Raw genomic sequence first — 25,086 nt, 5'->3', positions numbered from 1 at the left:
CAGCGGGGTCCGCGCGAGACGGGGCTCCGGCCGCGTGCAGTCCGGATCGGGAACAGGCCGGATCAGGAGAGCGGCGCGTCCGGGGGCAGGGCCTTCAGCACCTCCGTCACGGTCTCGGCCGCCGTGGCGGCGGGGGCGACGTCGGCGGCGGCCACCGCGCCGGCCAGCCCCGCCGCGATCCGCCCCGCCACGTACGGGGCCGCGAAGGAGGTGCCGCTCCACGCGGCGAATCCGCCCCGGTAGTCGTCCGGATCGACCGTCTCGCGCACGAGGTCGCCGACGTCCCACCGGGTGGCGGCCTGGGCGCCGCCGGTGAAGGCCGGAGTGGTGCTCACCACCGCGGCGCCCGGTGCGTACGTGCGGACCCAGGGGCCGACGTTCGAGAACAGCGCGACGGATCGGGCGGACGGATTGAGCGCGCCGACGGAGACGAGCGGGTGCAGCTCGTCCGGCTCGATGCCGTTGTCCGCACCCGGCCAGGCCCAGAGGGACGCGGGGAACGCGGGGCGGTCGATCGCGTCGTTGCCCGCCGAGCACACGACGACCGTGCCGAGCTCCCTGGCGGTGCGCAGCAGGTCGTACAGCGTTCGGGAGAACTGCCCGTCCACGGGGGTCTCGTGGTAGTAGCCGAGGGACAGGCTGAGCACGTCGATCGGCCGTCCGCCGTCGATCCGGTGCACGTGGCGCCGCTGCAGCTCCACGAGCGCGGCGAGGGAGCGCAGGAACGTGCTCTCGTCCACCACCCCGAGCGATCCCGCGACACGGATGGCGAGGATGTCCGCGTCCGGCGCCGTCTGCCGGAGGATCCCCGCGATGAACGTGCCGTGCCCGGCGACCGCGTCGATCTCGCCGTCGAGCTGTCCGTAGAGGTCGGGGTAGCGTTCGGGGTCGTCGTCTCCGGTGAGCCCGATCGGCACGCCGTCCAGCGTCACCCGGGTGGTCACGACGGTGTCCGGCAGCCAGGCGTGCGCGCCGCACCCGGTGTCCAGCACCGCCACGACGACCCGGCGTCCTCGCCGGGGGTCCGGACCGCGGCGCGGAGCCGGGCCGATCCACGCGACCGGCTGGCGTCCGCCCCGCCCGGGCGCGAGGTAGTCGTCGCTGCCCGCTCCGGCGCCCTCGCCGCGGGCGGGGTTCGTCCGGGTGAAGGGATTGGTGCGTGTGAAGGGATTGGTGCGCGTGAACGGGTTGAGCCCGACCGGATCCACGGACAGCACGTGCTCGAGCCCCGCGCGAGGCATCGGCCCGCCGGCGACGCGCCGGGCCCGCTGGAGCACGCGCCACGCGTCCGGTGCCACGGGCGAGTCGCCGCGGTCCGGCTCGGCGGACGTGGTGAGCCGCGCCCGGTGCACTCCCGGGATCCCGGGCAGGACCTCGGGGGCGAGACCTGTGCGGACGAGGTCGTCCTGCCCGATCTCCAGCTCCCAGCCGAACGATGCGGCGACCTCCCGCAGGATCCGGACGTCGCGGTCGTAGGCGCCTTCGACATCGTCCGGATTCTCCGTGATCAGCATCCGGTCCGGCAGGTACGCGGTCGGATAGGCGCGGACGCCGTCGACGGGATCGATCGCCGGATCCAGCGTCGTCCCGCGGGGGATCGACCCCTCAGCGCGGTCCTGCCAGCTCCATCCCCGGGGCTGTTCCATGGCTCGTCCTTCCCGCGGCGCCGCCGCGTCTCCGATCACACCTCGAACCGGGGCGTGAGCAGGTCACCGGTCTCCTCGTCGGCGACCAGACGCACACGGGTGAGCCCGGCGGGAACGTCGTCGAAGGCGAACCGCCCCGTCGCGTCCGGCGGCACGCTCCGCGTGCGCGATCCCTGGGACAGCCGGACCTCGCGGACCTGCGCGTCCACCCATCCGTCGATGCGGCGGGTGTCGCGGGCCGTGCGGCTGATGTGCAGGAGCAGACCGATCCGGCCGTCGCTGAACTGCAGCGTCGTCGTCTCGGCCTCGCCGCGGACGGCGCCGAGTCCGCTCTCGACGAGCGTGAGCAGGGCGTAGTCGCGGGAGAGGTCCTCGACCGCCATCGCGGCGATCATCCGTTCGGCGAGATCCGGCGCCGGCGGATCGAACCGTTCGGCCGCCGCTCGGATCCGGCGCAGCAGGGCGTCGTCAGCGTCGGTCATGGCGGTCGTCCTTCCCGGTCCCGGATCCCCGTCGCTGCCGGGACCCGTTCGCGTCGTCGCCGAAGCCGTGCGCCGTCAAGGCCGTCCGCAGCTTGGCCAGGCAGCGCTGCCGGGTGGGGCCGATGCTCCCGATCGGCATCTCCAGATCCGCCGCGATGCGGGTGTAGTCGGGGCGGTCGTCGAAGGCCACGACGCGCAGCAGCCGCTGGCAGCGTTCGGTGAGGGTGCCGACGGCGGCCCAGAGCCGCGCTGCCTCGTCGGACGCCGCCACGACCGCCTCGGTCGACCGCTCCGGCGGCAGCAGGGGTTCGAGCAGCTCGTCGGCGGTGGAGTCCGCGCGGCCGTGCACGCGCGTGGTCCGCCAGGCCTCTCGCCGCGCCGTGACGGTGAGCCAGCGGGACACGGCGCGGTCGTCGGCGATCGTGTCGGCGTGGCGGACGAGCGCCATCCAGGTGGATTGGACGACGTCCTCCGCCAGCGTGCGCTCGAGGCCGTACGCGCGGACGACGTGCCAGAGCACGGGGGTCATCAGGCGCACCAGGTCGTCCATGGCGCGTGCGTCGCCGGCGCGCCAGTCGGCGAAGAGATCGGCCGCGCGCTCCCACCGCTCCGGGCCCTCGCTGACAGCGCCCTCGGGTGAGGCGTCGGTCATGGTGCCCATTGTGCTCACACCCTTCAGGAGGACGGCAAGTGCTTCCTGATACCCGCGTCCCGGAAATCGTCCCGCGGGCGCCGTGCGGCTCTCGCCCTACCCGGCGCGGGCGCTGAGGGCATGCGCCGCCGCCCCCGGCGACTGACCGGAGGCGGCGGCGCGATCACGCCGGGACGACGGGCTGCTGGAGCTCGGTCACCCAGTCGCGCTGGTCGTCCGAGACCGCCCGGACGTACAGCTCGCGACAGGGCCCCTCGGGAACGAAGCCGCGCGCGAGGATCTCCTCGTGCAGCGACTGCCACGAGGTTCCGATCTTGTCCATGGGCCCGAGGTGGACGCCGCAGATCGCGGTCGTGACGGCTGGCAACGTGACGATCTCGACGCCGTCCTGCTCGGGTCCGGAATAGGCGTATCCGGTCACCACCCGCATGCCCTCCTCGACCGGCTCGTACTGCGCGATCGGCGTCGTGAGGGAGCCGCCGCTGCGGATGACGGCGGCCACGGCGTCGAAGCCCGGCCCGACCACGTCGGCCATCTCCACCCCCTCGGCGACGAGCGCGGTACGGGCGGCCAGGCGTACGGCGGGCAGGGGCTTCTCGACGATCTCGACAGCGGACATGTGGTTCTCCTTCTCGATGAGGTGGAGCCTCCGCTCCACGTCGACGAGCCGAGCGGTCGCGATCCGGTGCTCGCGCTCGACCTCGGCGCGGCGGGACCGCAGCCGGGCGGCGAGGAGCTCGACCTCGACGCCCTCCTGCAGCATGACCGCGATCTCCTCCAGGCCGAACCCGAGATGCCGCAGCGCCACGATCCGGTGCAGCCGGTCCAGCTGCGACGGGTCGTAGGAACGGTACCCGCTGGACTCATCCACATGGGCGGGGACGAGCAGACCGGCGGCGTCCCAGTGCCGGAGCATCCGGTGGGTCACCTGGCCGATCTGCGCGAAGGCTCCGATGGACAGCATGTGTCCGTTCTCCCGTCTTCCACCGTGTCAGGGTCAAGCCCCCGTCCGAGTCAAGCACGCACGGCGGTGGCGGGATCGGTGTCGAACGTCCGGGCATGGGCGGCCCAGCCCGCCTCGGCCGGGAGGGAGCGGAGCCCGCGGTTGGTCACCGCGAGCAGCAGGGAGACGACGCAGAAGCCTGCGCAGACGAGGAGCGTGGCGTCCCGTCCCGCCCAGGTGAGGCCGAAGCCGGCGATGAGAGGCGCGAGCGGCATCGCTCCCATCCCGAGCACCCCCGACGCGGCGTTCGCGCGGCCGAGGAGCCGCGACGGCGTCGCCACCATGAAGTACCCCATCATCCCGGCGTTGAGGGTGGGGATGAGGAAGACCGCGAACACGAGCACGAGGGCGATCGTCGCCGTCTCGTGGGCGAGCGTCAGGGCGGCGACCGCGACGCTGGCCGCGCCGATGCCCGCGATCATCAGCACCCCGGCCCCGATCCGAGGCACGAGGAGCGGGGCCGCGAGCGCGCCGACGAGCATGGTCGCGCCCAGGACGGCCGAGACCATGCCGATCGTCAGCTCCGTCTCCCCGGCCTGCTGGAGCGCGTAGATCACCGTCGTCAGGGCCGCGTTGAAGCCGAGGTTGACCGTCGTGGAGATCCACAGCACGCCGCTCAGGTCCGGGCGAGAGAACAGCCAGGCGAACCCCTCGCGGATCTCTCGGAGCGCGTTCGGACCGCGCTCCGTCGGAGCCCCCTCGGTCGGGCCTCCCTCGCGGGGGGAGCGCGCGGCGTCGTCGTCGATCGGATGCGCAGAGGGTCCCGCGTCACCGCGGACCGCACGGCCGAGCAGCCACGCGGAGGCCGCCGCGAGCGCGTAGCAGGCGGTCATCACCACGCCGACGAACCATGCGCCGACTCCCAGCAGAAGACCGCCGAGCGGGCCCGCGGTGAGCTGGAGGGCGGCGTCGCGTCCCTGGTTGGCGGCCTGCGCCCTGCCCATCGCCTCGTCGGGGACGATCTCCTTGACCGCGCTCTCGCTCGCCGGCTCGAAGGCCCCCGCTCGGACGGCGAGCAGGGCCTGCACCGCGAGGAGGGCGGCGAAGCTGAGTGCGCCGCTCAGCGCCAGCGCCGTGAAACCGACGGACAGGACGGTCGCGAACACCGCGCCGACGAGCATCATGCGCACCCGGTGGTGGCGGTCGGCCAGCACGCCGCCGAACAGCGTCAGGGCCAGCCGCACCGTCATCCCGACGCCGCCGATGATCCCGGCCTGCGCAGGGTCGTTCGTCACGATGAGCGCCACCAGGGGGACGGCGAACGAGGCCAACGAGGTCCCCAGCCCCTTGGCGGTGTCGCTGAACAGCCAGGCCACGTAGCGCCGATTGGTCCAGAGCCCTGCCCGCGTCTCGTCCATGTCGACGACCATAGACCCGCAAGTAAAGTTGCGCAAGTGAAATTGCGCAAATTATGCTGCGTAGGATGGGGGCATGGCTGAGGCGACCGAGGGACAGGAGCCGCAGCCGTCCGCGCGTGCCGAGGACGGCGGAGGCCCGAGGGCGGCCACCACGGCGGTCCTCAAGGCCTACGCGAACCCGATCCGTCGCCAGATCCTGAAGCAGTTCGCCAAGCACGAGTTCCGCCGCGCCGCCGATGTCGCCGAGGCGCTCGACATGCCCGCCAACAAGGTGAGCTTCCACCTGCGTGTGCTCGCGGAGGCGGGGCTCCTCGTCGAGGCGCCCGAGCAGGCCCGCGACCGCCGTGACCGCGTGTGGCGGGCAGAGAAGCGCGCGATGAACATCGGCGGCCCGGAGCATCCGGTCGAGGATCCGGTCCTCGGCGGCGCCGTCCTGCAGGCCCTGATCGACGACCACAACGACATCCTCCGGAGGATGGCGGCGTGGACCCCGACCTACATGGCCGGACAGACGACCGAGATCCACGCGGAGTTCGCGCAGATGACCGTGCGGCTGACGGAGGCCGAGTTCCAGTCGTTCATGACGAGGATCGGCGAGCTGAAGGACGAGATCCTCGCGGCGCACGAGCGGGGCGACGCCGGGGGCGAGGACACCCGGGTCTGGCAGATCGACGTCATCGCCGCCGACGACACGATCTGAGCCCGGGGTGGGACGTTTCGTCTCGCTGCGCTCGCTCAACGACCGGGTGGGTGACCGCCGGTCGTTGAGCGAGGAGCGCAGCGACGAGACGAAACGCGCGGATCCGGGATCAGGGGATGGCGCGGCGCAGCACCAGGAACGCCACTCCGGACAGCAGCACCGTCACCGCGAGCCCCCACAGGGTCAGCCCCAGTGCGCCGAGGTGCAGGATCCCCTCCCAGACGTTCCCCCACAGCTCCATCCGCGTGACGAGGAACGCCAGGCCCACCAGGATCACCACCGGTACGAGGCTCGCCATGGTCGTGATGGTCGCCCCCCAGCGCTTGTACACGGTCGCCCCGGTGAACCCGACGACGAAGAAGAACAGCGCGAGCGTGAAATAGGTGAGGCCTGCCGCGACGGGGCCCGCCTCCCACACCCAGGGGAGGTGGAACACGTAGCCGTTGACGCCCCACCCGCCGGTGGCCTGCTCGATGAGCCCGCCGACGACGAACACGGCGGCCATCACCAGCGACCCGAGGACCGCGGTGAGCATCGTCCCGGCGAAGAAGTCGCGGCGGGTGATGCTCATCGCCTGGGAGAAGGGGAAGGTCATGGTGAGGGCGGACAGCCCGACGGCGAAGAAGACCCACAGCGGCGCCTGGCCGCCTCCGCCGTACTTCGGCGCATCCGTCGGGATCATCGCGTAGATGACGATGGAGACGACCGCGGAGGCGCCGAGGACGATGAGCGGGACCCACAGGAACGTCTGCTTGTTGACGAGCTGCAGGCGGACCACGTTGAGGACGCGGGACATCAGCGCACCTCCTCCTTCTCTGCGGCCGCGGCCGCGTCCTTGGCGCCGGACGCGTTCTGCGTCAGCCGCACGATGAGCTGCTGGAGCGAGACCGGCGCGATGTCCAGACCCGCTTCCACCACCGCCGCGCGCTCCGCGGCGGAGAGCCGGCCGAGGACCGTCACCGACGCGACGCGGCCCAGCGACTCCCGGTGCAGGACCTCGCGGTCGCCCACCCAGGCGTCCACCGCCGCGGCGTCCCCGACCACGGTGACCGCGCGGTCGCGCACGGCGTCGGTGTCCTCGTCGAGGAGGATCCGGCCGCCGTCGATCACGATGACGCGCTCGATCAGGTTCGACACCTCGTCGATCAGGTGGGAGGAGAGGATGATCGTCCGCGGATGCTCCGCGTAGTCCTCCAGCAGCCGGTCGTAGAAGATCTGGCGGGCTACGGCGTCGAGGCCCAGGTACGGCTCGTCGAAGAACGTGATCTCGGCGCGGGACGCGAGGCCGATGATCACGCCGACGGCGGAGAGCTGGCCGCGCGAGAGCTTCTTGATCCGCCGCTTCAGCGGGAGCTGGAAGGCCTCGACGAGCTCGTCCGCCAGCTGCTGGTCCCACCGCGGGAAGAACATCGCGGAGATCCGCAGCGCGTGGTCGGCCGTGGCGTCGTCGGGGTACTTCTGGCTCTCGCGCACGAAGCAGACGCGCGACAGCACGTGCGCGTTCTCGTACGGCTCCTCGCCGAACACGTGCGCGGTGCCGGATGTGGCGAAGTTCTGGGCGGTGAGGATCGACATGAGCGTGGTCTTGCCGGCGCCGTTGCGGCCCAGGAGGCCGTAGATCGTGTTCTCCTCGATCGCGAGCGACACGTGGTCGAGCGCGAGCGTGTCACGGTAGGTCTTGACGAGGTCCTTCACCTCGATGACGGCGGTCATGCGGGGTTCCCTTCGGTGGATGTCGCAGCGCGTTCGCGCAGGAGTGCGGCGAGGTCGTCGGGGCCGAGCCCGAGCGTGCGGGCCTCGGCCAGAAGCGGATCGATGAAGCGCTCGGCGAACGCCGTGCGGCGCTCGCCGAGGAGGAGGTCGCGGGCGCCGGCGGTGACGAACATGCCGATCCCGCGCCGTTTGGTCAGCACGCCCTTGTCGGTGAGCATGGCGACTCCCTTCGCGGCGGTGGCGGGGTTGATCCGGTAGAACGCAGCCAGTTCGTTCGTGGACGGCGCCTGGGACTCCTCGGCGAGGGAGCCGTCGAGGATCGAGTCCTCGATGGCCTCCGCGATCTGGAGGAAGAGGGGGCGGCCGTCTTCGATCACTGGCTCTCCCGGGGTTGTTGGGTTAGTTACTCGACTAAGTAACCATGGGACCGGGGCGGGTGTCAACCCTGGGTCACCACGTTTCGTCTCGCTTCGCTCGCTCAACGACCGGTGGGGGCGCGCGTTTCGTCTCGCGGAGACCTGCACTGAGCGAGCGAAGCGAGTCGAAGTGTCGCTCAACGACCGGAGCTCTCCCGGTCGTTGAGCGAGGAGCGCAGCGACGAGACGAAACGCGGTGACCCGGGGCGGTCAGCGTGGCGTGGCGAGGGGGAACGCGGCGTGCACGAGCAGCCCGCCCTCCGGGCGCGCGCGAAGGTGCAGCGACCCGCCGAGCGCGTCGACGATCGACGAGGCGATCGCGAGGCCGAGCCCCGTCCCGCTGGACCCCGTCGCGATCGACTCACCGGCTTCCGCTCCGGACGCGCCCCCCGCGTCGTCGCCGTGCGTGCGCTGCGCGCCGCGCTGGAACGGCTCCGCGAGGACGGCGACCACGGCCGGGTCCAGCAGCGCGCCCGTGTTCTCGACGATCAGCGCGCCGAAGCCGCCGTCCACTCGCGTGCGCACCCACGCGGTGCCGCCCGGGACGTTGTGCACCACGGCGTTCTGCACGAGGTTCAGTGCGAGCTGGTTCAGCAGGGCCGCGTCGCCGCGCACCGTCGCGGGGTCCGCGCTGATCTCGAGATGCACGCCGCGACGGTCGGCGAGGGGGTGCAGGATCTCGACGGCCTCCTCGGCGGCGAGGGACAGGTCGACGTCCGTCGGGGCGGGCGGGCGCGCCTCGATCCGGGCGAGCAGCAGCAGGGCCTCGGTCAGCGCGATCGCGCGCTCGTTCGCGGCGTGCAGCCGGGCGAGCAGCTCCGGCACGTCCCGGTCCGGGTCCTCCTCGGCGACTTCGATCAGGGCGCGGGAGATGGACAGCGGGGTGCGCAGCTCGTGCGAGGCGTTGGCGGCGAAGCGGCGTTCGCGCTCGACGTCGGACTGGATCCGGTCGAGCATCGTGTCGAACACGTCGGCGAGCCGGCGGAACTCGTCCCCGGCCCCGCTCATCCGGATCCGGTGGTCGAGCGACCCCTGTGCGGCCAGGCGGGCCGCCTCCCCGATCCGGGTGAGCGGGCGCAGCATCCGTCCCGCGAGGAACCACCCGCCGACGAGGCCGATCAGGATCAGGACGACGAAGGCCAGGGTGAGGCGTGGGACGAAGGCGCGGATGATGTCGGTGCGCCCGGCCGTCCAGGTGAGGCCGCCGGAGTCCTCCTGGACGTAGATGTTGCCCTCGGGGATGTAGCGGAGCACGTACAGCGCCACGACGGCGAGCAGGACCGTGCCCGCGCCGATCACGAGCAGCGCGTAGCTCAGCGTCAGCTTCAGCCGCACCGACAGTCCCTCGCGCCGCGGCGCCGCGGCCTCGCGATGCGGCGCCGCGCCGTGCTCGGGCGGGCGCGCGTCAGTCATCCGCGTCCTCCCCCTCGGCGATCCGGTACCCGACGCCCGGCACGGTCCGGATCAGCCAGGGCTCGCCCAGGCGCTTGCGCAGCGCCGAGACGGTGATCCGGACGGCGTTCGTGAACGGGTCGGCGTTCTCGTCCCAGGCGCGCTCGAGCAGCTCCTCGGCGCTGATCACCCCGCCGCCGGCATCCATCAGGACCTCCAGGACGGCGAACTGCTTGCGGGTGAGGGCGACGTAGCGCCCGTCGCGGTACACCTCGCGCCGGAACGCGTCGAGCCGCAGCCCGGCGAGCTCGCGCACCGGCGGCGCGGACCGGGGCGCACGGCGGGCGAGGGCACGGATCCGCAGGACGAGCTCGCGCATCTCGAACGGCTTGGTCAGGTAGTCGTCGGCGCCGATCTCGAACCCGGTGGCCTTGTCGTCGAGGCGGTCGGCGGCGGTGAGCATGAGGATCGGCGTGCCCGCGCCGCTCTCGACGATGGCCTGCGCGACCTCGTCGCCGGAGGGGCCGGGGATGTCGCGGTCGAGCACCGCCACGTCGTACGCGTTCAGCCCGAGCAGCTCCAGTGCCGCATCCCCGTCGCCGGCGACGTCGGAGGCGATGGCCTCGAGCCGCAGGCCGTCGCGGACGGCGCCGGCGAGATCCGGTTCGTCCTCCACGATCAGCACGCGCATGGGGGAAGCCTATTCACCGGCGCATATCGCGGGTGTATCGAAAACCACATCCTCGCCCGCGGGCCGCGCCGCGCTACGGCAGACGCACAGTGCCCGTCTCGGGGTGCGTGCGGGGCATCCGGTCACGGCGGTAGGTGATGTCCGTGTAGCCGTGCGGCGTCGGGACGCCGTTCTCGTCGAGGCTCACGAAGACGATCTCGTCGATCGAGAGGATCGTCTTCCGCGTGATCATGTTCCGGACGATCGCGCGCATGGTCAGCGAGGTCCGGCCGAACCGGGTCGCGATCAGGCCCATCTCGATGAGATCGCCCTGGAGCGCCGAGGCGCGGAACGTGATCGCCGAGATGTGCTTGGTCACCGCGCGGTGGTTTCCGAGCTGGACGATCGCGTAGATCGCCGCCTCCTCGTCGATCCAGCGCAGCAGGCTGCCGCCGAACAGGGAGCCGTTGGCGTTGAGGTCCTCCGGCTTGACCCACTTGCGGGTGTGGAAGTTCATCGCCCCGTCGGTCCATGCGAGATCGCTCATGCCGTCAGGCTAGGGAGAGGACGTTTCGCGGACGTTTCGGGCGGGTGTCAGCGCGAGCGGGCGCGGTCCGGCCCCGCCGGCGCGGTCCCCGCGCATATCGCGGGCGTATCGAAAATCGCATACGGCGGGGCAACAGGCGTCGCGATGGGCTGGTGCCCATGAACACGATCACCGAACACCGCCCGCCGGCCGCGGTCGTCCGCCGCGGCCCGTCCCGGGCGGTCCGGCAGCGACGTGCGCTGGCCGTCGTGGTGGGGGTCGCGGCGATCGCCGCGGCCGGAGTCCTCGCCGTCACCGCGGTGCAGCAGGCCGGGTCCGCGAACGCTCTCGTCCAGGGCCCGACGGCGGGCACGGTTCCGGCGGGCGCGGAGGCGGACGGCCGGGCGGACGGGGGGATGCCGGATGCGTCCGACGGCTACATCGCGGACGGGGAGACGATCTCCCTGTACGACGGCGCGCCCGCCGTGTCCGGGCTGGACCCCGCACTGCGCGAGGCGCTGCTGGCGGCCGCCGCGGCGGCCTCGGACGACGGCGTGGAGCTCCGGGTCGCGAGCGGGTGGCGGTCGCCGCGGTACCAGTCGTGGCTGTTGGAGCGAGCGGTGCAGCAGTACGGCTCGGCCGAGGAGGCGGGGCGCTGGGTGGGCACTCCCGAGACCTCGCTGCATGTGAAGGGGCAGGCCGTCGACATCGGGCCGTTCGACTCCTCCGACTGGCTCGACCGGAAGGGCGACGCGTTCGGGCTGTGCCGCACCTACGAGAACGAGACCTGGCACTTCGAGCTGTTCCCGGAGGCCGTGGACCAGGGCTGTCCGCAGATGTACGCAGACGCTGCCGAGGACCCGAGGATGCAGCGATGAGGGCGGGGAGCGCGGCCCCTCTGCGGGCATCCCTGGCGGTGTCGGCCGCCGGCACGGGGATCCGCGTCGCGCGTGCGCCGGGTACGCGCAGCCCCGGCCCGACGCTGCGGGTCGATGTCGGCGCCGTCGCGGCGAACGTGCGGACCATCGCCCGGCGGATCTCCGCGGCGGGCACGGGCGCCGAGATCATGGCGGTCGTCAAGGCCGACGGGTTCGGGCACGGCATGGTGCCGGTCGCGCGCGCCGCGCTCGCGGCGGGCGCGACGTGGCTCGGCGTGACGGATGTCGCGGAGGGGACGGCGCTCCGGGCCGCCGGGATCGGTGCGCCGGTGCTCGCGTGGCTCCACCCGGCGGGGATCGACGTGGAGGCCGCGGCGGGCTCCCGGATCGACCTGGCGGTCGCATCATCCGAGGAGCTCGCCGAGGTCGCCGCGGCCGCCGCGCGGCTGAGGCAGCGGCGGCGCGGGCCGCTGCGTCCGCTCGCCGTCCATCTGCACGTGGACGCCGGCATGGCCCGAGGCGGGGCGCCGCGAGCGGATTGGCCGGCGCTGACCCGGCTCGCGGTGACGGCCGAGGGGCGCGGGCTCGTGCGGATCCGTGGGCTCATGGGGCACCTGTCCGACGCGGATCAGGCCGATCCGGAGCGCAACCGCCACGGGATCCGGGCCGTCGCGTCGGCGGAGCGGATGCTGCGGACGGCCGGCATCGTGCCCGCGCGCGTGCACCTGGGCGCGACCGCGGCGACCCTGACGGACCCCGCCACGCACCACGATCTCGTGCGGATCGGGGCGGGGCTGGTGGGGATCGATCCGGCCGAGGCGAACGCCGCGCATCCCGTCGCGCTCCGGGGAGCGTCCTGGCTGACCGCGCCCGTCGCGCACACCGCGACCGTGCCGGCGGGAACCCCCGTCGGCTACGGCGGGCGGCACACCACCGCGGGCTCCACGAACCTCGCCGTCCTCGGGGTCGGATACGCGGACGGCATCCCCCGCGGCCTCGCCCCGGAGGCGGCGGTCGCGATCGGGGGCGAACGGTTCCGCATCGTCGGTCGCGTGTCCATGGATCAGATCGTGGTCGACACCCGGGACCGGAGATTCCCCCGAGGGACCCTCGCGACGATCTGGGGACCGCGCGGAGGGGCGGCGCCGAGCATCCAGGACTGGGCGCGCTGGGCGGACACCATTCCGCACGAGATCGTGACCGGGATCGGTCCCCGAGTGCGCCGGTCCCTGGTGCACGAGACCGCGGATGGCCGCGCCGTCGAGAGCAGCAGCAGAGGAACGGACGGCGAGGGAGCAGGGGCATGAGCACGAGGATCGCGGTGATCGGCGGAGGCGCCAACGTCGAGCACGAGGTCTCGGCGGCGTCCGCCGCGGGGGTGGCGGACGCGCTGGAGCGGCGGGGATACGCCGTCGACCGGCTCACGATCGGTCGCGACGGGATCTGGCGGGGCGAGGGCGACGCGGGACCTGCGACGAGCGGGGACCGCGCGCACCCGTCGGCGGCCGCCGAGTCGCTGTCGGCGGCGCTCGCCGTCATCGGGGCGGCGGACGCGGTGTTCCCCGCCGTGCACGGACCTCGTGGGGAGGACGGGGTGATCGCGGCGTTGGGCGCGCTGACGGGGGTCCCGGTGGTCGGCTCCGGGACGCTCGCCGGGGCGGTGGCGATGGACAAGGCCCTTTCCAAGACGGTCGCCCGCGCCGCGGGGCTCCGCACGGCGCCGGGATGCGTGGTGTCGGTGCGCGACCTCGACGCGCTGGGCTTCGAGGGAGAGGCCGCGGTGGTGAAGCCGGTGTCCTCGGGATCCAGCCACGGCGTCTCCCTGGTCCGCGACGCGGCGCAGCTGGTGGAGGCGGTCGCCCTCGCTTGCGCCGTGGACGCCGGGAGCGGGCCGGGACGGGCGCTCGTCGAGCCCGTGGTGCTTGGGCGGGAGATCGACGTCGCGGTCCTGCGGGAGGCCGACGGGACCCGGTGGGCGGCGCCGGCGCTGGAGATCCACGCCGCCGGGCTGTTCGACACGGCGACCAAGTACGACGGATCGGCGCGTTTCACCGTGCCCGCCGCGCTCAGCGCCGGCGAGGCCGCGGCGCTGAAGGCCGCCGCCCTCGCCGCCTTCGACGCGTTCGGTTGCCGGGGCCTGGCCCGCGTGGACTTCTTCCTCACCGAGGAGGGGCCCGTGTTCAACGAGATCAACACCATGCCGGGGCTCACCCCGGCGTCTCAGGCGCCGCGGATGTTCGCGGCGGCGGGCGTGGCGTACGACGAGCTGGTGCACCGCCTCGTCCAGGGGGCGCTCCGGTGCTGATCGCCCGTGGCACGGGGCGGCGGGAAGGGAGGCGGCGGGAAGGGCTGCAGGGGGAAGGGATGCGGGGACGCGTGCCCTGGGCCGACACCGCGAAGGGCGCGTCGATCGTGCTCGTCGTGCTGTGGCACGTCACGGCCAAACACGTCCTGCCGATGGACCTCAGCGCCGCTCAGCCGGTCGCCGAGGCGTGGAGCCGGATCGGGGCGCAGCTGCTGCCGCTGCGCATGCCGCTGTTCTTCCTCGTCTCCGGGATGTTCGCCGTCGGCGCCGTCGCCCGTCCGTGGCCGGTCCTGCTGCGCACGCGGATCCTCCGGTTCGCGGCGCTGTACGCCGTCTGGCTGACGATCCAGACGGTCGTGATGCTCCCGATCGACGACTTCGGCACGGCGCATGCGCGCTCGCCGCGCGTCTTCCTTGCCCAGCTCACGATCAGCCCGACGAACCTCTGGTTCCTCTTCGCGCTGGCCGCGTACTTCCTGGTGGCCCGCCTCACCCGACGCATCCCGACGGTGCCGCTGCTGCTCGGAGCCGCGGTCGTGTCCGCGATCGCCGGCGCGAAGATCGTCGAGCCGGTCCTGTGGGTCGTCGGGATGCCCGGCGCGCCGGGGGAGGACAACCTCTGGCAGGTCTTCCAGAACCTGTTCTTCTTCCTGGCCGGGCTCCGTCTCCGGGAGGCGGTCGCGAAGGGTGCGGCGCGGGTGACGGTCCCCGGCGCCCTGATGCTCGCGGGCGGGTACGCGGCTGCGCTCGTCGTCTCCGCGGTCCTCGATCTGCGCCTCGTCCCCGGCGTCGCCCCGGCGGTGTCGATCGTCGCGGTGTCTTTCGGCGTGGCCGCCTCCGCCCTCGCTCCGCGGGTCGCACCCCGTCTCGCGGCGGGTGCTCAATGGCTCGGACGACGCACGCTGCCGATCTACGTGCTGCACATGCCGCTGCTCGCATATGCGGACGTGCTCCTGCGTGGCCCGCTCTCCGACGCTGTCCGACGCCTCGCCGCATCGGACGGCGGGGCCTCTCGGATGGTGGCATGGATGCTCGTCGGCGCCTGGCCCCTCGTGCTCACGGGGCTGCTCGTCGCCGCATGCCTGCTGCTGCATGCAGCGCTCTGCCGTCTCGGGGCGGCGCGTCTGTTCGCCCCGATCCCGGATCGATCCGCCGTCCGCGACCCGGGGGTCAGGCGTAGAAGCCCTCGCGGAGGTTGATCCCGTGCTCGACCCAGGCCTTCATCGCCGCGAGCATGCCGGTCCACCCCTCGCAGTTGCCGAACGCGCTCTTCGCGCCGACCGGCGTGGGCGTCCAGGACTCCTCGGTGATCGTGACGAGCGTGCGGGTGTCGTCGTCGATCGGCGCGAACGTGAAGGTGGTGCGGGTGGTGCCGGCCTCGGTCGACCCGGCGGCCGCGTCCCACTCGATCACGATCCGCTCCGGGGCGACGGCTTCGACCACGGTGACGGGGAAGCGGCCGGGGAAGTCGGCGAAGTCCCAGGAGACCTCGGCGCCGGACTCGAGGCGTCCGCGGGCGCCGGCGGTGGCGAAGTAGCGGGAGAGCTGCGCCGGATCGGCGACGGCCTCGTAGACCTCCGCCCGCGGCCGCGCGATCCGGCCGGAGACGGTGAAGGACAGGGCGCCGAGCGGGGCGGCGCCGGTGGTTTCGTTCTCGGACATGTTGTAAGATTACAACATGTCCGAGAGGGAGGGAAGCGCCGACGATCTCGTCTTCAAGGCGCTCGCGGCGCCCGTCCGCCGGGCCATGCTCGACGTGCTCAAGGCCGCGCCGTGCACCACCGGTGAGCTGTGCGCGCGCTTCCCCGAGCTCGACCGCACCACCGTGCTCCAGCACCTGCGGGTGCTGGAGCGCGCCGAGCTCGTCGTCGGCGAGCGTCAGGGCCGGGAGCGGCGGCTGACGCTCGCGCCCCTGCCGATCAAACGGATCCACGACCGCTGGATCGGCGAGTACGCGCGCGCCGCGGTGCAGCTCCTCGACGAGCTGGATCGCGGCTGAGCGGATCGGGGTCCGCACCGCGCGGCCCCGAGCGGCGCGGGCGGCCCCGCGCGGAACGGGGCACGCGGCCCGGCCCCGGTGCGCGGCGGCGTCCGCCGGCGAGGCCGTAGCCTGAGCGGGTGACCGGCTTCCCCTACGCGCGCCTGCGCCGCCTCCCCGACGTCGAGGCGCCGGAGCTGCGCGCGTGGGATGCGACGGACGAGCTGCTCGTGGCCCGCGCGCGGAACGAGATCGCGCGAGCCGCCACGGGGATCCGCGGCGGGGAGGTCGTCGTCATCGGCGATGCGTACGGCGCCCTCACCCTGCCGCTCGTCGCGGACGGGCTCGCCGGGATCCGCGTGCACCAGGACCTCGTCACCGGGCGGCGGGCCCTCGTGCGCAACGCCGCGGAGCTCGGAATCGACGGGTTCGTCCCGCACGAGCTCGGCGCCGACCTGCTCCGCGGGGCGCGGATGATCCTGCTGCAGCTGCCCAAGGCGCTCGCGGAGCTGACCGAGATCGCCGACGCCGTCGCGCGCCACGCCGCCCCGGACGCGGTCCTCGTCGCGGGCGGACGGGTGAAGCACATGACCGTCGCCCAGAACGAGGTGCTCGGCCGCTTCTTCCGCCGGGTGCAGCCGCAGCGCGCCGAGCGGAAGTCCCGGCTGGTCCTCGCGCACGAGCCGGTCCGGCCGGCGGGCGAGTCGCCGTTCCCCGTCCGCGCGACCCACGCCGACCCGACGCCCGGCCCGGCGGCGTCGCTCGTCCTGTGCGCGTTCGGCGGGGCCTTCGCGGGCGAGCGGCTGGACATCGGCACCCGGGCGCTGCTGGAGGCGGCGGACCGGCTCCCCTCGCCTCCCGTCGAGTCCGCCGCACCGTTCCGGGTGATCGATCTCGGCTGCGGCACGGGCGCGCTCGCCGCCTCGTATGCGCTCCGACACCGGTCCGCGGAGGTGATCGCGACCGATCGCTCCGCGGCCGCCGTCCGCTCCGCCGCGGCGACCATGGCGGCGAACGGTGTGGCCGAGCGGGTCCGGGTGACCCTCGACGACGCGGGATCGGACCTCCCGGACGCGAGTGCGGACCTGATCCTGCTCAACCCGCCGTTCCACCTCGGCGCCGGAGTGCACGAGGGCGCCGGGCGGCGGCTGATCGTCGCGGCGGGCCGGCTCGTGCGCCCGGGCGGCGAGGTGTGGACGGTCTTCAACTCGCACCTCGACCACCGCCGCGCGCTCGCCGCCGAAGTCGGGCCGACGGAGCAGATCCGCCGCACGCCGAAGTTCACCGTGACCCGGTCCGTCCGGGTCTGACCGGCTCCCCCTCCCCGCCCATACCGCCCGATCTGCACACTCGGTCCCGATCTGCACAGGTTCTGGTGATCGCGGTGTGCGCATCGGGGTCGGATGTGCAGATCGGTCCACGTCCCGGAATCCGACACGCCGGGCGAAACCATGCCTCAACGGGGGAAAGCGCGGGGGTCGCCGAGGGGCGGATTTGCCCCCGATCAGCCATTTCGTTACGTTGGAATGTGGGCCAGCGAGCCCGAAGACCAGTCCGCGGCCGCGTCCTTCTTTCGAATCTGCTGTGCACGAAGAGGCGTGGGCGTAAGGTAGGCGATCTTTGCGCCGGATCCGAAATCCGGCGCCCGTGCCGTCCGTGCAGCGTTGTCGAAGCGGCCTCGTGATCACCACCCGGGCGTTACCGAAGTGGGTTCACCCCATCAGGTGAGCCAACGGGGGATACGTGTCCGAAACCGCTCTCGAAGCGCGCAATCTCTACAAGGTGTTCGGTCGGAACCCGCAGCAGGCGGTGAAGCGTCTGAAGGCCGGGGAGACCCGCGACGACGTGCTCGACGTCGGAACCGCCGCGGTCATCGATGCCAGCTTCACCGTCAACCGGGGCGAGATCTTCGTCATCATGGGTCTGTCGGGCTCCGGCAAGTCCACCATCATCCGCATGCTCAACGGCCTGCACGACGCGACGGCCGGATCCGTCACCATCGCGGGCGATCCGATCACCGGCATCCCGGCGAAGCGTCTGCGCGAGGTCCGCCGCGACCGGGTGTCGATGGTGTTCCAGCACTTCGCGCTCCTGCCGCACCGCACGGTCGCCGCGAACGTCGCGTACCCGCTGGAGCTCAAGGGCGTGGACAAGGCCGAGCGCCTCGCGAAGGCCGAGGAGATCCTGGCCCTCGTGGGGCTCGGCGGCTGGGGCGACAAGCTCCCGTCCGAGCTCTCCGGCGGGATGCAGCAGCGCGTGGGCATCGCCCGGGCGCTGGCGGCCGACACCGACATCCTGCTCATGGACGAGGCCTTCAGCGCCCTCGACCCGCTGATCCGCCGCGAGATGCAGGAGCAGCTGCTGGAGCTCCAGGAGAAGCTGCAGAAGACGATCGTCTTCATCACCCACGACCTCAACGAGGCCATGCTGCTGGGCGACCGGATCGCGGTCATGCGCGACGGCCGGATCGTGCAGATCGGCACCCCCGAGGACATCCTCACCGACCCCGCGAACGACTACGTCGAGCAGTTCGTGCAGGACGTGGACCGCGCGCGCGTCCTGACGGCCGGCAACGTCATGGAGCGGCCGCGTCCCGTCGTCTCCGAGACTGCGGGACCGCGCACCGCGCTGCGCCAGATGCGCGACGCGTACATGTCCGCGACCTACGTCGTCAGCCGGGACCGGCACCTGCTCGGGATCCTCACGGACCGCGACGCCGTCAAGCAGCTGCGCAAGGGCGAGAGCGACCTGCGCGCGATCCTCAAGCCGGTGCCGCAGAGCGTGAACCAGTCCGAGGTGCTGATGAACCTCTTCATCCCCGCGGTGGAGTCGCCGCTGCCGCTGGCCGTGGTGGATGACGACGACCGGCTCGTCGGGGTGATCCCGCGCGTCACGCTGCTCGCGGCGCTCGGCCCCGGCCCGGGCGCGACCGAGGAGATCACGATCCCGCTGCCGCCTATGCCGCAGGCCGAGATCGACGCCGTGCTGGGTGATGCGCCCGCGGCCGGCGCCGCCGAACCGGAGGGAGCGCGCTGATGGACGGTTTCCGCATCCCGATCGGGAGCTGGGTCGAGGCGGCCGTGGACTGGATCCAGGTCAACCTCGGCGCCGTTCTCGATGTCATCTCCTTCCTCTTCGCCTTCCTCGTGGACGGCCTCACCGCGATCCTGCTCTCCGTGCAGTTCCCCGTCGTGATCGTGATCGCGGCCCTCCTGGCGTGGCTGGTCCGCTCATGGCAGCTCGCCGTCGGCACGCTGCTGTCGTTCATCCTCATCGTGGGGATGGGCGTGTGGGTCCCGGCCATGCAGACGCTGGCGCTCGTGCTCGTCGCGGCACTGGTGGCCGTGGTGATCTCGATCCCGCTCGGGATCTGGTCCGCGCGCAGCGACACCGTGCGCGCGATCCTGAAGCCGATCCTCGACTTCATGCAGACGATGCCGGCGATGGTGTACCTCATCCCCGCGATCGTCTTCTTCGGCATCGGCGTGGTGCCGGGGCTCGTCGCCACGGTGATCTTCGCCCTGCCGCCGGGTGTCCGGCTCACGGAGCTCGGCATCCGCGGGGTCGACGGCGAGACGGTCGAGGCCGGCCAGGCGTTCGGCGCGAAGCCGGGGCAGATCCTCGGCGGCATCCAGCTGCCGCTCGCGATGCCGACGATCATGGCGGGCGTGAACCAGGTCATCATGCTGGCGCTGTCGATGGCGGTCATCGCCGGCATGGCGGGCGCGGACGGCCTCGGGAAGCTCGTCGTCGAGGCGATCTCCACGATCAACATCCCCCGCGGCGTCGAGGCGGGCCTGGGCGTCGTGCTCATCGCCGTCTTCCTCGACCGGGTGACCGCGGCCCTGGGCACGACCGCCGGCAACCGCTCGTCCCTGCTGGGCGTCCTCGCCCGGCGCCGAGCCGAGCAGCGCCGCGCGGCGGCCGACGCGGAGGCCGCCCGCGGCTCCGCGGAGGCGGCGGCGGAGGCCGAGCGGGCGATCGCCTCCCCGCGCCGCGCGCCGATCCCCTGACGCACCGATCCCCGACCCATCACGTACTGACGCACCACGACCCTGCAACCGAGTGAACGACATACGAAAAGGACGTCATCATGGCTAAGAAGAGGCACCTCACCGCACTGACCGCTCTCGCCGCCGCAGCGGCCCTCGCCCTCGCGGGCTGCGCGAGCGGGGGAACCGGCGGCACCGGCGGAGGCGGCGGCACCGACGGCGCTCCCGGCGGGGACAAGGGCACGATCACGCTCGGATTCCTGCCCTCCTGGACGGACGGCCTGAGCACCGCGTACCTGCTGAAGGACCAGCTCGAGAAGGTCGGCTACACCGTCGAGATGAAGACCCTGACCGAGGCCGGCCCGCTCTACACGGGTCTCGCCCAGGGCGACGTCGACATCTACCCGTCGGCCTGGCCCGAGCTGACCCACAAGTCCTACATGGACAAGTACGGCAAGGACATCGAGGACCTCGGCGCCTACTACGACAACGCCAAGCTCACGATCGCGGTGCCGGAGTACTCCGAGCTGACCTCGATCGAGGACCTCAAGGGCAAGGCCGCGCAGTTCGACGGCAAGATCATCGGGATCGAGCCGGGCGCGGGCCTGACCAAGCAGACGCAGGAGTCGATGCTCCCGGAGTACGGCCTGGAGGGCGAGTACGAGCTCGTCACCTCGTCGACGGCCGCCATGCTCACGGAGCTGAAGAAGGCGACCGAGGCGCAGAAGGACATCGTCGTGACGCTGTGGCGTCCGTTCTGGGCGAACGACGCCTTCCCGGTGAAGGACCTCGAGGACCCGAAGGGCGCCATGGGCGACCCGGAGGCGCTGCACTTCCTCGCCACCAAGGGCTTCACCGAGAAGTTCCCCGAGGCCGCCGAGCTCATCGAGGGCATCAAGCTCGACGACGAGCAGTACGGCGCGCTGGAGGATCTCGTGGTCAACCAGTACGACGAGGGCCAGGAGGCCGAGGCCGTGGCCGAGTGGGTGTCGAAGTACCCGGACGCCTTCCCGACCGAGATCGCGGAGTAATCCGCGCCGCCCTTGGCGGCGTGAGACGAGGCCCCACGTTCCCTGCGGAACGTGGGGCCTCGTCCGTTCGTCGGTCAGTGGGACACCGGCGTCGGCGACGTGAGCGGCTCCTTCCTGGCCCACAGCTCGTTGAGGAGCAGGTTGAGCACGAAGGCCGCGATGCCGCCGGCCGCGATGCTGCTGGACAGGACGGGCTGCATCAGCTCGGGGAAGTTCGCGTAGAAGTCGGGGACGCCGACCGGGATCATCGCGAACGCGAAGGAGATCCCGACGATGAACATGTTGCGGGAGTTCGTCAGATCGGACGCGGCGAGGATCTTCACGCCCACCGCGGCGATGGTGCCGAACATGACGACGGTGATGCCGCCGAGCACGGGCTTCGGCAACGCCGCCGCCACCTGGCCGAGCGGCGCGACGAATCCGAACAGGATGAGGAACAGCCCGGCGAGCGCGACGACCCAGCGCGAGTACACCTTCGTCACCTGCGCGAGGCCGACGTTGTTGGCGAACGCGGTGAGGGAGAACGGCGAGAGCAGCGCGCCGACCGCGGTGCCGACGCCGTCCGCGAGCAGCGCCCGCGACACCTGCTTCGGCCCGGTCTTGCGGCCGACGATCTGCCCGACGGCGAGGACGTCCCCGGTCGACTCGACGAGGCAGACGAACTGGACGATGAGGATCGGGATGATCGCGCCGATGACGAACTCCGGCGGCCCGAACATGAGCGGCTGCGGGACCTGGACCGGAGAGACCTCGGCCACCGCGGAGAAGTCGACGCGCCCGAAGAGCGCGGCGATGATCGTGCCGAGGACGAGGGCGATGAGGATGGACAGCTGCTTCCACAGGCCCCGGCCGACCCGGTCGATCACGAGCACCAGGACGACGGCGATGATGCCGAGCAGGTAGCCGGTCGGGGACCCGAAGTCCGGGTCGTCCGGCTGCCCCGTGATCAGCGCCGCGGACTTCGGCATCAGCGAGATGCCGATGATCGCGATCACGGTTCCCGTGACGACGGGCGGGAAGAAGCGCAGCAGCTTCGCGAAGAACGGGGCGACGACGATCGTGACCAGCCCCGCGAGCATCGTCGCCCCGTACAGCGCCGGCAGTCCGTAGGCCTCCCCGATCATGATGCCGGGCCCGATCGCCGTGAACGACGCGCCCATCAGCAGGGGATACCGTACGCCGACCTTCCACACGCCGACCGTCTGCAGGATCGTCGCCAGGCCGGCGACGGTGAGATTCGCGGCCACGAGCGTGGCGAGCTCGGCGTTGGTCAGCCCCAGGGCCAGCCCCACCACCAGGGGCGTCGTGATGAGACCGCCGTAGCAGATCAGCACGTGCTGCAGGGCGAAGGGGATCATGCGGGAGGCGGGCAGGACCTCGTCGACCGCATCGGCCTTCCTCTTCTTCCCTCTTCCCTTCGTCCTGCTCTTCTCGTCGATCTTTGTCTTCCTCATGGTTCCTCCACATCGAGTCATTCGAAAGCGAGCGCGGATGGCGCGAGCGTGACCCGGAGCCGGGTCGTCGTGCGATTCAGTTGTGCGCCCACGGGTGCGGGGAGGACCGCGGACAAGGAAGGTTCAGGGGCCGGCGCGCAGGCCGGGCGTCACGCCGGAACGCGGTCGCGCGCCGTCGCGGCGAGCTGCGGGTGACGTTCGATCAGGTGCCGAGCGGCCTCGCCGGCCTCGGCGATCACCTGCTTCTCGTCCATGGTGTGGACGACGCCGTCGGAGTACACGACCTGGCCGCCGATCATCGTGAGCACGACGTCGGAGCCGCGCGAGGCGTACACGAGGGTGGAGACCGGATCGTGCACAGGCTGCTGGTGCGCTCCCGAGAGGTCCACCGCGACGATGTCGGCGAGCAGGCCCACGGCGAGCTCCCCGACCTCGTAGCCGGTGTAGGCCCCGCCGGACCGGGTCCCGTGCGCGAACGACTCGTGCGCGCGCAGGACCGTCGGATCGAGGGTCGCCAGCCGCTGGATGAAGATGGCCTGTTTCATGCACTCGAACGGATCCTGGCGATGTCCGCAGCTCGGTCCGTCCGTGCCGAGGGCGACGGGGATGCCTCGTTCGCGCATCTGTCCGAGTCGGATGGAGCCCGAGGCGAGATAGGCGTTCGACGTCGGATTGTGGGCGACGGACGCGCCGGATGCCGCGATGGCGTCGAGCTCGGCGTCATCCAGCCAGATCGCATGCGCGAGTGTCGCGCGTTCGTCCAGCAGGCCCTCGCGCGCGAGCCATTGCACCGGGCGGATGCCGTACTCCTCCAGGTAGGAATCCGGGTCCTTCGAGCCTTCGGAGCAGTGCGTGTGCCAGCGGGTGCCGAGATCGCGCGCGAGCTCGACGGACGCCGCCATGAGGTCCTGGTCCAGGTAGCTGAGGTTCACCGGGCCCGGCCACACCTCCACGCGGGAGCCGGCGGGATGCACGGCGGCCGCCTCGCGCGTGATGGCCAGCTCGTCGGCCGTGTCGTAACGGTAGAGAGGCTCGGGCTGTCCCCGTCGGACGCCGATCGCGCTTCGGCGGCCGAGGATGCCGCGGGCGACGGCACCGCGAAGCCCCGCATCGTGGATGGCGGAGGCCACCGCGAGCGTCGTGTCCAGGTCGGTCGGGGCGTAGTGGTTGTCGACGACGGTCGTGATGCCGGAGCGGATCGCCTCCAGCGCACCGAGCCGGGCGGCGGCCCGCGCGTCGGACGGGGTCATCGCGATGGCATACGGCCACATGAAGTCGCACAGCCACGGCCAGATCGACTGTCCCTCCCCGAGTCCTCGGGCGAGGGCTTGGAACAGGTGGTTGTGCCCGTCGACGAATCCCGGCATCAGTGCGGCGTGCGGAAGATCGATCGTCCGGGCGGCGCGCCAGTGGGCGAGCTCTTCGCGGGTGCCGACGGCGACGATGCGATCGGCGGTCACGGCGATCGCCGCGTCGGAGGTCACGCGGCTCTCCGCGTCGGCCGGCACGAGCCACCCGGCTCGGATCAGGACATCACAGGGGGTCGTCACGGTCACGGAGGGCTCCTCGGATTGCGATGTGACGTCGGTGTCACATTGCATGCAACTTACTCTCATGGTCGGCGTTGTCAAGGGGTCATCCGGGTGAGTGCCGCTTCAACTGGCCTCACTCTCGGGGATCAATTACATGTAAACTCTTGACGCCCCGGAACGCGGGGGATAGATTCCCTGGCACCGGCGAGCGTCACGAGGTCGTGGCGGCAGACCCGCCGGGCCCGTAGGTGCGTGCCGCGCGGCCGGGGACGACCCATTGCACGACGGATCGAGGAGACATCAATGATCATCGACACCCATGTCCATCCGACCAATCTGGTCGACGAGGCATGGCGCCACACCGGGACACCGTTCACCGGTGAGCGCGCCATCGAGATGATGGACGGCCCGTTCCTCATCAACGGCAAGCCGCGTCGCGTCGACGTCTCGTGCATCATGCCCCCTCCGGGGAACACGGCGTGGCGCGAGGGGAACAAGAGCGGACGCGAGGGGATCCGCGAGTACATGGCCTACGTGACCTCGCTCACCCAGCAGTACCCGGACCGCTTCGTCGGACAGTTCATCTACAACCCGCGATTCGGTCCCGAGAACGGCGCGGCCGAGCTCGAGTTCCACGTGAAGGAGTACGGGTACAAGATGCTCAAGCTCCACGCGAACATGCACTCGTACCGCCCGGATCGGGCGCTGGACTGGCTGCGGCCCGCCATGCGCAAGTGCGCGGAGCTCGGAGTGACCGTGCTGATCCACACCGGCGACGGCCCCTACTCGATCCCGACGCAGTTCTACCCGATCATCCGGGAGTTCCCCGAGGTGAACTTCATCATCGGCCACTTCGGCGTCCAGACCGGCGGGGTGTACTGCTTCGAGGCGTTCTGGATGATCCAGGACTCCCCGAACGTCTATGGGGAATCGGGCTGGCTGCTGCAGTCGCGCATCGTCGAGTTCGCCAAGGAGATGAAGAAGAGCCGGCTCGTGTTCGGGACGGACTCCCCGCCCAACGAGCCCGGCATGTGGGCGCGCGAGCTGGAGGTGCTGTGCCACCAGCCGCCGCAGGGGCTCAACACCTCGGAGGACGACCTCGAGGGCTACCTGGGCAACAACATGGCCAAGCTGCTCGGTCTCCAGCCGACGCCCCCGCCCAAGGACGTCGCCGAGGCGGAGGCGTACCTTCGCGGTGACGTCCCCCAGGCGTCCGCGGACAACCGTCACGCGGACCACTACCGCGGCTACACGCCTGACTCCTGGGCGGACGACTCGTCCCCCGCGGAGATCGAGGCGCGCGCGGGGGCGCTGGTGTAGCCCGGCCGGAAGGCGAGGGGGCCGCGCCCGCCGGGCGG

25 protein-coding genes are annotated in these 25,086 nt (G+C 71.9%); 11 read left to right on the top strand and 14 right to left on the bottom strand.

Annotated elements, in window-relative coordinates; all coding sequences use genetic code 11:
• Positions 1-62: 62 nt before the first annotated feature.
• From V6R91_RS08545 to V6R91_RS08525, 5 genes are all read right to left on the bottom strand, one after another.
• Positions 63-1,646 (bottom strand): S8 family peptidase, encoded by a 1,584-nt coding sequence (locus tag V6R91_RS08545; RefSeq protein WP_336395166.1) that lies wholly within the window; start codon positions 1,644-1,646, stop codon positions 63-65.
• Positions 1,647-1,681: 35 nt separating this feature from the next.
• On the bottom strand, positions 1,682-2,128 hold the full coding sequence (locus V6R91_RS08540; RefSeq protein WP_271059361.1) for a hypothetical protein: 447 nt from the start codon (positions 2,126-2,128) through the stop codon (positions 1,682-1,684).
• Entirely contained in the window at positions 2,115-2,780 is a 666-nt protein-coding gene (locus tag V6R91_RS08535) for an RNA polymerase sigma factor (protein WP_271059362.1), read from the bottom strand. Before V6R91_RS08535 ends, V6R91_RS08540 begins: the two co-directional genes overlap by 14 nt.
• Before the next feature lie 163 nt (positions 2,781-2,943).
• Positions 2,944-3,744, bottom strand: a complete 801-nt coding sequence (locus tag V6R91_RS08530; protein ID WP_336395165.1) for a MerR family transcriptional regulator — start codon at positions 3,742-3,744, stop codon at positions 2,944-2,946.
• A 50-nt stretch (positions 3,745-3,794) separates the two neighbouring features.
• Positions 3,795-5,141, bottom strand: coding sequence for an MFS transporter (locus tag V6R91_RS08525; protein ID WP_336395164.1), 1,347 nt, complete (start codon positions 5,139-5,141; stop codon positions 3,795-3,797).
• A 73-nt stretch (positions 5,142-5,214) separates the two neighbouring features.
• On the opposite strand from V6R91_RS08525, the gene V6R91_RS08520 reads away from it, so the two are divergent.
• Positions 5,215-5,841, top strand: coding sequence for an ArsR/SmtB family transcription factor (locus V6R91_RS08520; RefSeq protein WP_219086084.1), 627 nt, complete (start codon positions 5,215-5,217; stop codon positions 5,839-5,841).
• A 109-nt stretch (positions 5,842-5,950) separates the two neighbouring features.
• On the opposite strand, the gene V6R91_RS08515 is transcribed toward V6R91_RS08520, so the two are convergent.
• The 6 genes from V6R91_RS08515 to V6R91_RS08490 form a co-directional block, all read right to left on the bottom strand.
• On the bottom strand, positions 5,951-6,637 hold the full coding sequence (locus V6R91_RS08515) for a hypothetical protein (protein WP_231819388.1): 687 nt from the start codon (positions 6,635-6,637) through the stop codon (positions 5,951-5,953).
• Positions 6,637-7,554, bottom strand: a complete 918-nt coding sequence (locus V6R91_RS08510; protein ID WP_067248469.1) for an ABC transporter ATP-binding protein — start codon at positions 7,552-7,554, stop codon at positions 6,637-6,639. Before V6R91_RS08510 ends, V6R91_RS08515 begins: the two co-directional genes overlap by 1 nt.
• Entirely contained in the window at positions 7,551-7,931 is a 381-nt protein-coding gene (locus tag V6R91_RS08505; RefSeq protein ID WP_067248473.1) for a GntR family transcriptional regulator, read from the bottom strand. The genes V6R91_RS08510 and V6R91_RS08505 overlap by 4 nt, the downstream gene beginning before the upstream one ends.
• Positions 7,932-8,180: 249 nt before the next feature.
• A complete protein-coding gene (locus V6R91_RS08500) occupies positions 8,181-9,383 on the bottom strand; it encodes a sensor histidine kinase (RefSeq protein WP_336395163.1) in 1,203 nt (400 codons plus the stop codon).
• Positions 9,376-10,053 carry a response regulator transcription factor gene (locus V6R91_RS08495; RefSeq protein ID WP_271059368.1) on the bottom strand — a complete coding sequence of 226 codons (678 nt, stop codon included), beginning with the start codon at positions 10,051-10,053 and terminating at the stop codon, positions 9,376-9,378. Before V6R91_RS08495 ends, V6R91_RS08500 begins: the two co-directional genes overlap by 8 nt.
• A 73-nt stretch (positions 10,054-10,126) precedes the next feature.
• Positions 10,127-10,579 (bottom strand): acyl-CoA thioesterase, encoded by a 453-nt coding sequence (locus V6R91_RS08490; protein WP_233460148.1) that lies wholly within the window; start codon positions 10,577-10,579, stop codon positions 10,127-10,129.
• 158 nt (positions 10,580-10,737) lie between these two features.
• Between V6R91_RS08490 and V6R91_RS08485 the strand changes: the two genes are divergently transcribed.
• The 4 genes from V6R91_RS08485 to V6R91_RS08470 all read left to right on the top strand — a co-directional run bounded on the left by V6R91_RS08485 (position 10,738) and on the right by V6R91_RS08470 (position 14,940).
• The gene (locus V6R91_RS08485; RefSeq protein WP_336395162.1) at positions 10,738-11,436 is read left to right on the top strand and encodes a M15 family metallopeptidase; all 699 of its coding nucleotides are present in this window, start codon (positions 10,738-10,740) and stop codon (positions 11,434-11,436) included.
• Positions 11,433-12,743 (top strand): alanine racemase, encoded by a 1,311-nt coding sequence (gene alr, locus V6R91_RS08480; protein WP_336395161.1) that lies wholly within the window; start codon positions 11,433-11,435, stop codon positions 12,741-12,743. The genes V6R91_RS08485 and alr overlap by 4 nt, the downstream gene beginning before the upstream one ends.
• Positions 12,740-13,741, top strand: coding sequence for a D-alanine--D-alanine ligase family protein (locus V6R91_RS08475; RefSeq protein ID WP_336395160.1), 1,002 nt, complete (start codon positions 12,740-12,742; stop codon positions 13,739-13,741). Before alr ends, V6R91_RS08475 begins: the two co-directional genes overlap by 4 nt.
• A 71-nt stretch (positions 13,742-13,812) precedes the next feature.
• Positions 13,813-14,940, top strand: coding sequence for an acyltransferase (locus tag V6R91_RS08470; protein ID WP_336395159.1), 1,128 nt, complete (start codon positions 13,813-13,815; stop codon positions 14,938-14,940).
• On the opposite strand, the gene V6R91_RS08465 is transcribed toward V6R91_RS08470, so the two are convergent.
• Positions 14,912-15,403 carry an SRPBCC domain-containing protein gene (locus V6R91_RS08465; RefSeq protein ID WP_336395158.1) on the bottom strand — a complete coding sequence of 164 codons (492 nt, stop codon included), beginning with the start codon at positions 15,401-15,403 and terminating at the stop codon, positions 14,912-14,914. The two genes, V6R91_RS08470 and V6R91_RS08465, sit on opposite strands and share 29 nt — an antisense overlap.
• Positions 15,404-15,419: 16 nt before the next feature.
• Here V6R91_RS08465 and V6R91_RS08460 point away from each other — a divergent pair, with 16 nt between their 5' ends.
• The 5 genes from V6R91_RS08460 to V6R91_RS08440 all read left to right on the top strand — a co-directional run bounded on the left by V6R91_RS08460 (position 15,420) and on the right by V6R91_RS08440 (position 20,742).
• Entirely contained in the window at positions 15,420-15,740 is a 321-nt protein-coding gene (locus tag V6R91_RS08460) for an ArsR/SmtB family transcription factor (protein WP_067248505.1), read from the top strand.
• A gap of 119 nt (positions 15,741-15,859) precedes the next feature.
• Positions 15,860-17,029: a class I SAM-dependent methyltransferase gene (locus tag V6R91_RS08455; protein ID WP_336395157.1), complete on the top strand. Its 1,170-nt coding sequence runs from the start codon at positions 15,860-15,862 to the stop codon at positions 17,027-17,029.
• A gap of 433 nt (positions 17,030-17,462) precedes the next feature.
• The gene (locus V6R91_RS08450) at positions 17,463-18,755 is read left to right on the top strand and encodes a quaternary amine ABC transporter ATP-binding protein (RefSeq protein WP_271059375.1); all 1,293 of its coding nucleotides are present in this window, start codon (positions 17,463-17,465) and stop codon (positions 18,753-18,755) included.
• Positions 18,755-19,732, top strand: coding sequence for an ABC transporter permease (locus tag V6R91_RS08445; RefSeq protein WP_271059376.1), 978 nt, complete (start codon positions 18,755-18,757; stop codon positions 19,730-19,732). The genes V6R91_RS08450 and V6R91_RS08445 overlap by 1 nt, the downstream gene beginning before the upstream one ends.
• An 80-nt stretch (positions 19,733-19,812) precedes the next feature.
• Positions 19,813-20,742: a glycine betaine ABC transporter substrate-binding protein gene (locus V6R91_RS08440; protein WP_271059377.1), complete on the top strand. Its 930-nt coding sequence runs from the start codon at positions 19,813-19,815 to the stop codon at positions 20,740-20,742.
• 74 nt (positions 20,743-20,816) lie between these two features.
• Here the strand turns inward: V6R91_RS08440 and V6R91_RS08435 are convergent, their stop codons facing one another.
• Together V6R91_RS08435 and V6R91_RS08430 are read right to left on the bottom strand one after the other, a co-directional pair.
• The gene (locus V6R91_RS08435; protein ID WP_336395156.1) at positions 20,817-22,196 is read right to left on the bottom strand and encodes a nucleobase:cation symporter-2 family protein; all 1,380 of its coding nucleotides are present in this window, start codon (positions 22,194-22,196) and stop codon (positions 20,817-20,819) included.
• Positions 22,197-22,345: 149 nt separating this feature from the next.
• Complete coding sequence (locus tag V6R91_RS08430) at positions 22,346-23,752, bottom strand: amidohydrolase family protein (protein ID WP_336395155.1); 1,407 nt, start codon at positions 23,750-23,752, stop codon at positions 22,346-22,348.
• Positions 23,753-24,031: 279 nt separating this feature from the next.
• On the opposite strand from V6R91_RS08430, the gene V6R91_RS08425 reads away from it, so the two are divergent.
• Entirely contained in the window at positions 24,032-25,048 is a 1,017-nt protein-coding gene (locus V6R91_RS08425; protein ID WP_231819378.1) for an amidohydrolase family protein, read from the top strand.
• The last annotated feature ends 38 nt before the right edge of the window (positions 25,049-25,086 follow it).

It is taken from the genome of Microbacterium sp. CCNWLW41 (assembly GCF_037083505.1).
This window is presented reverse-complemented; position numbering and strand designations above follow the sequence as displayed.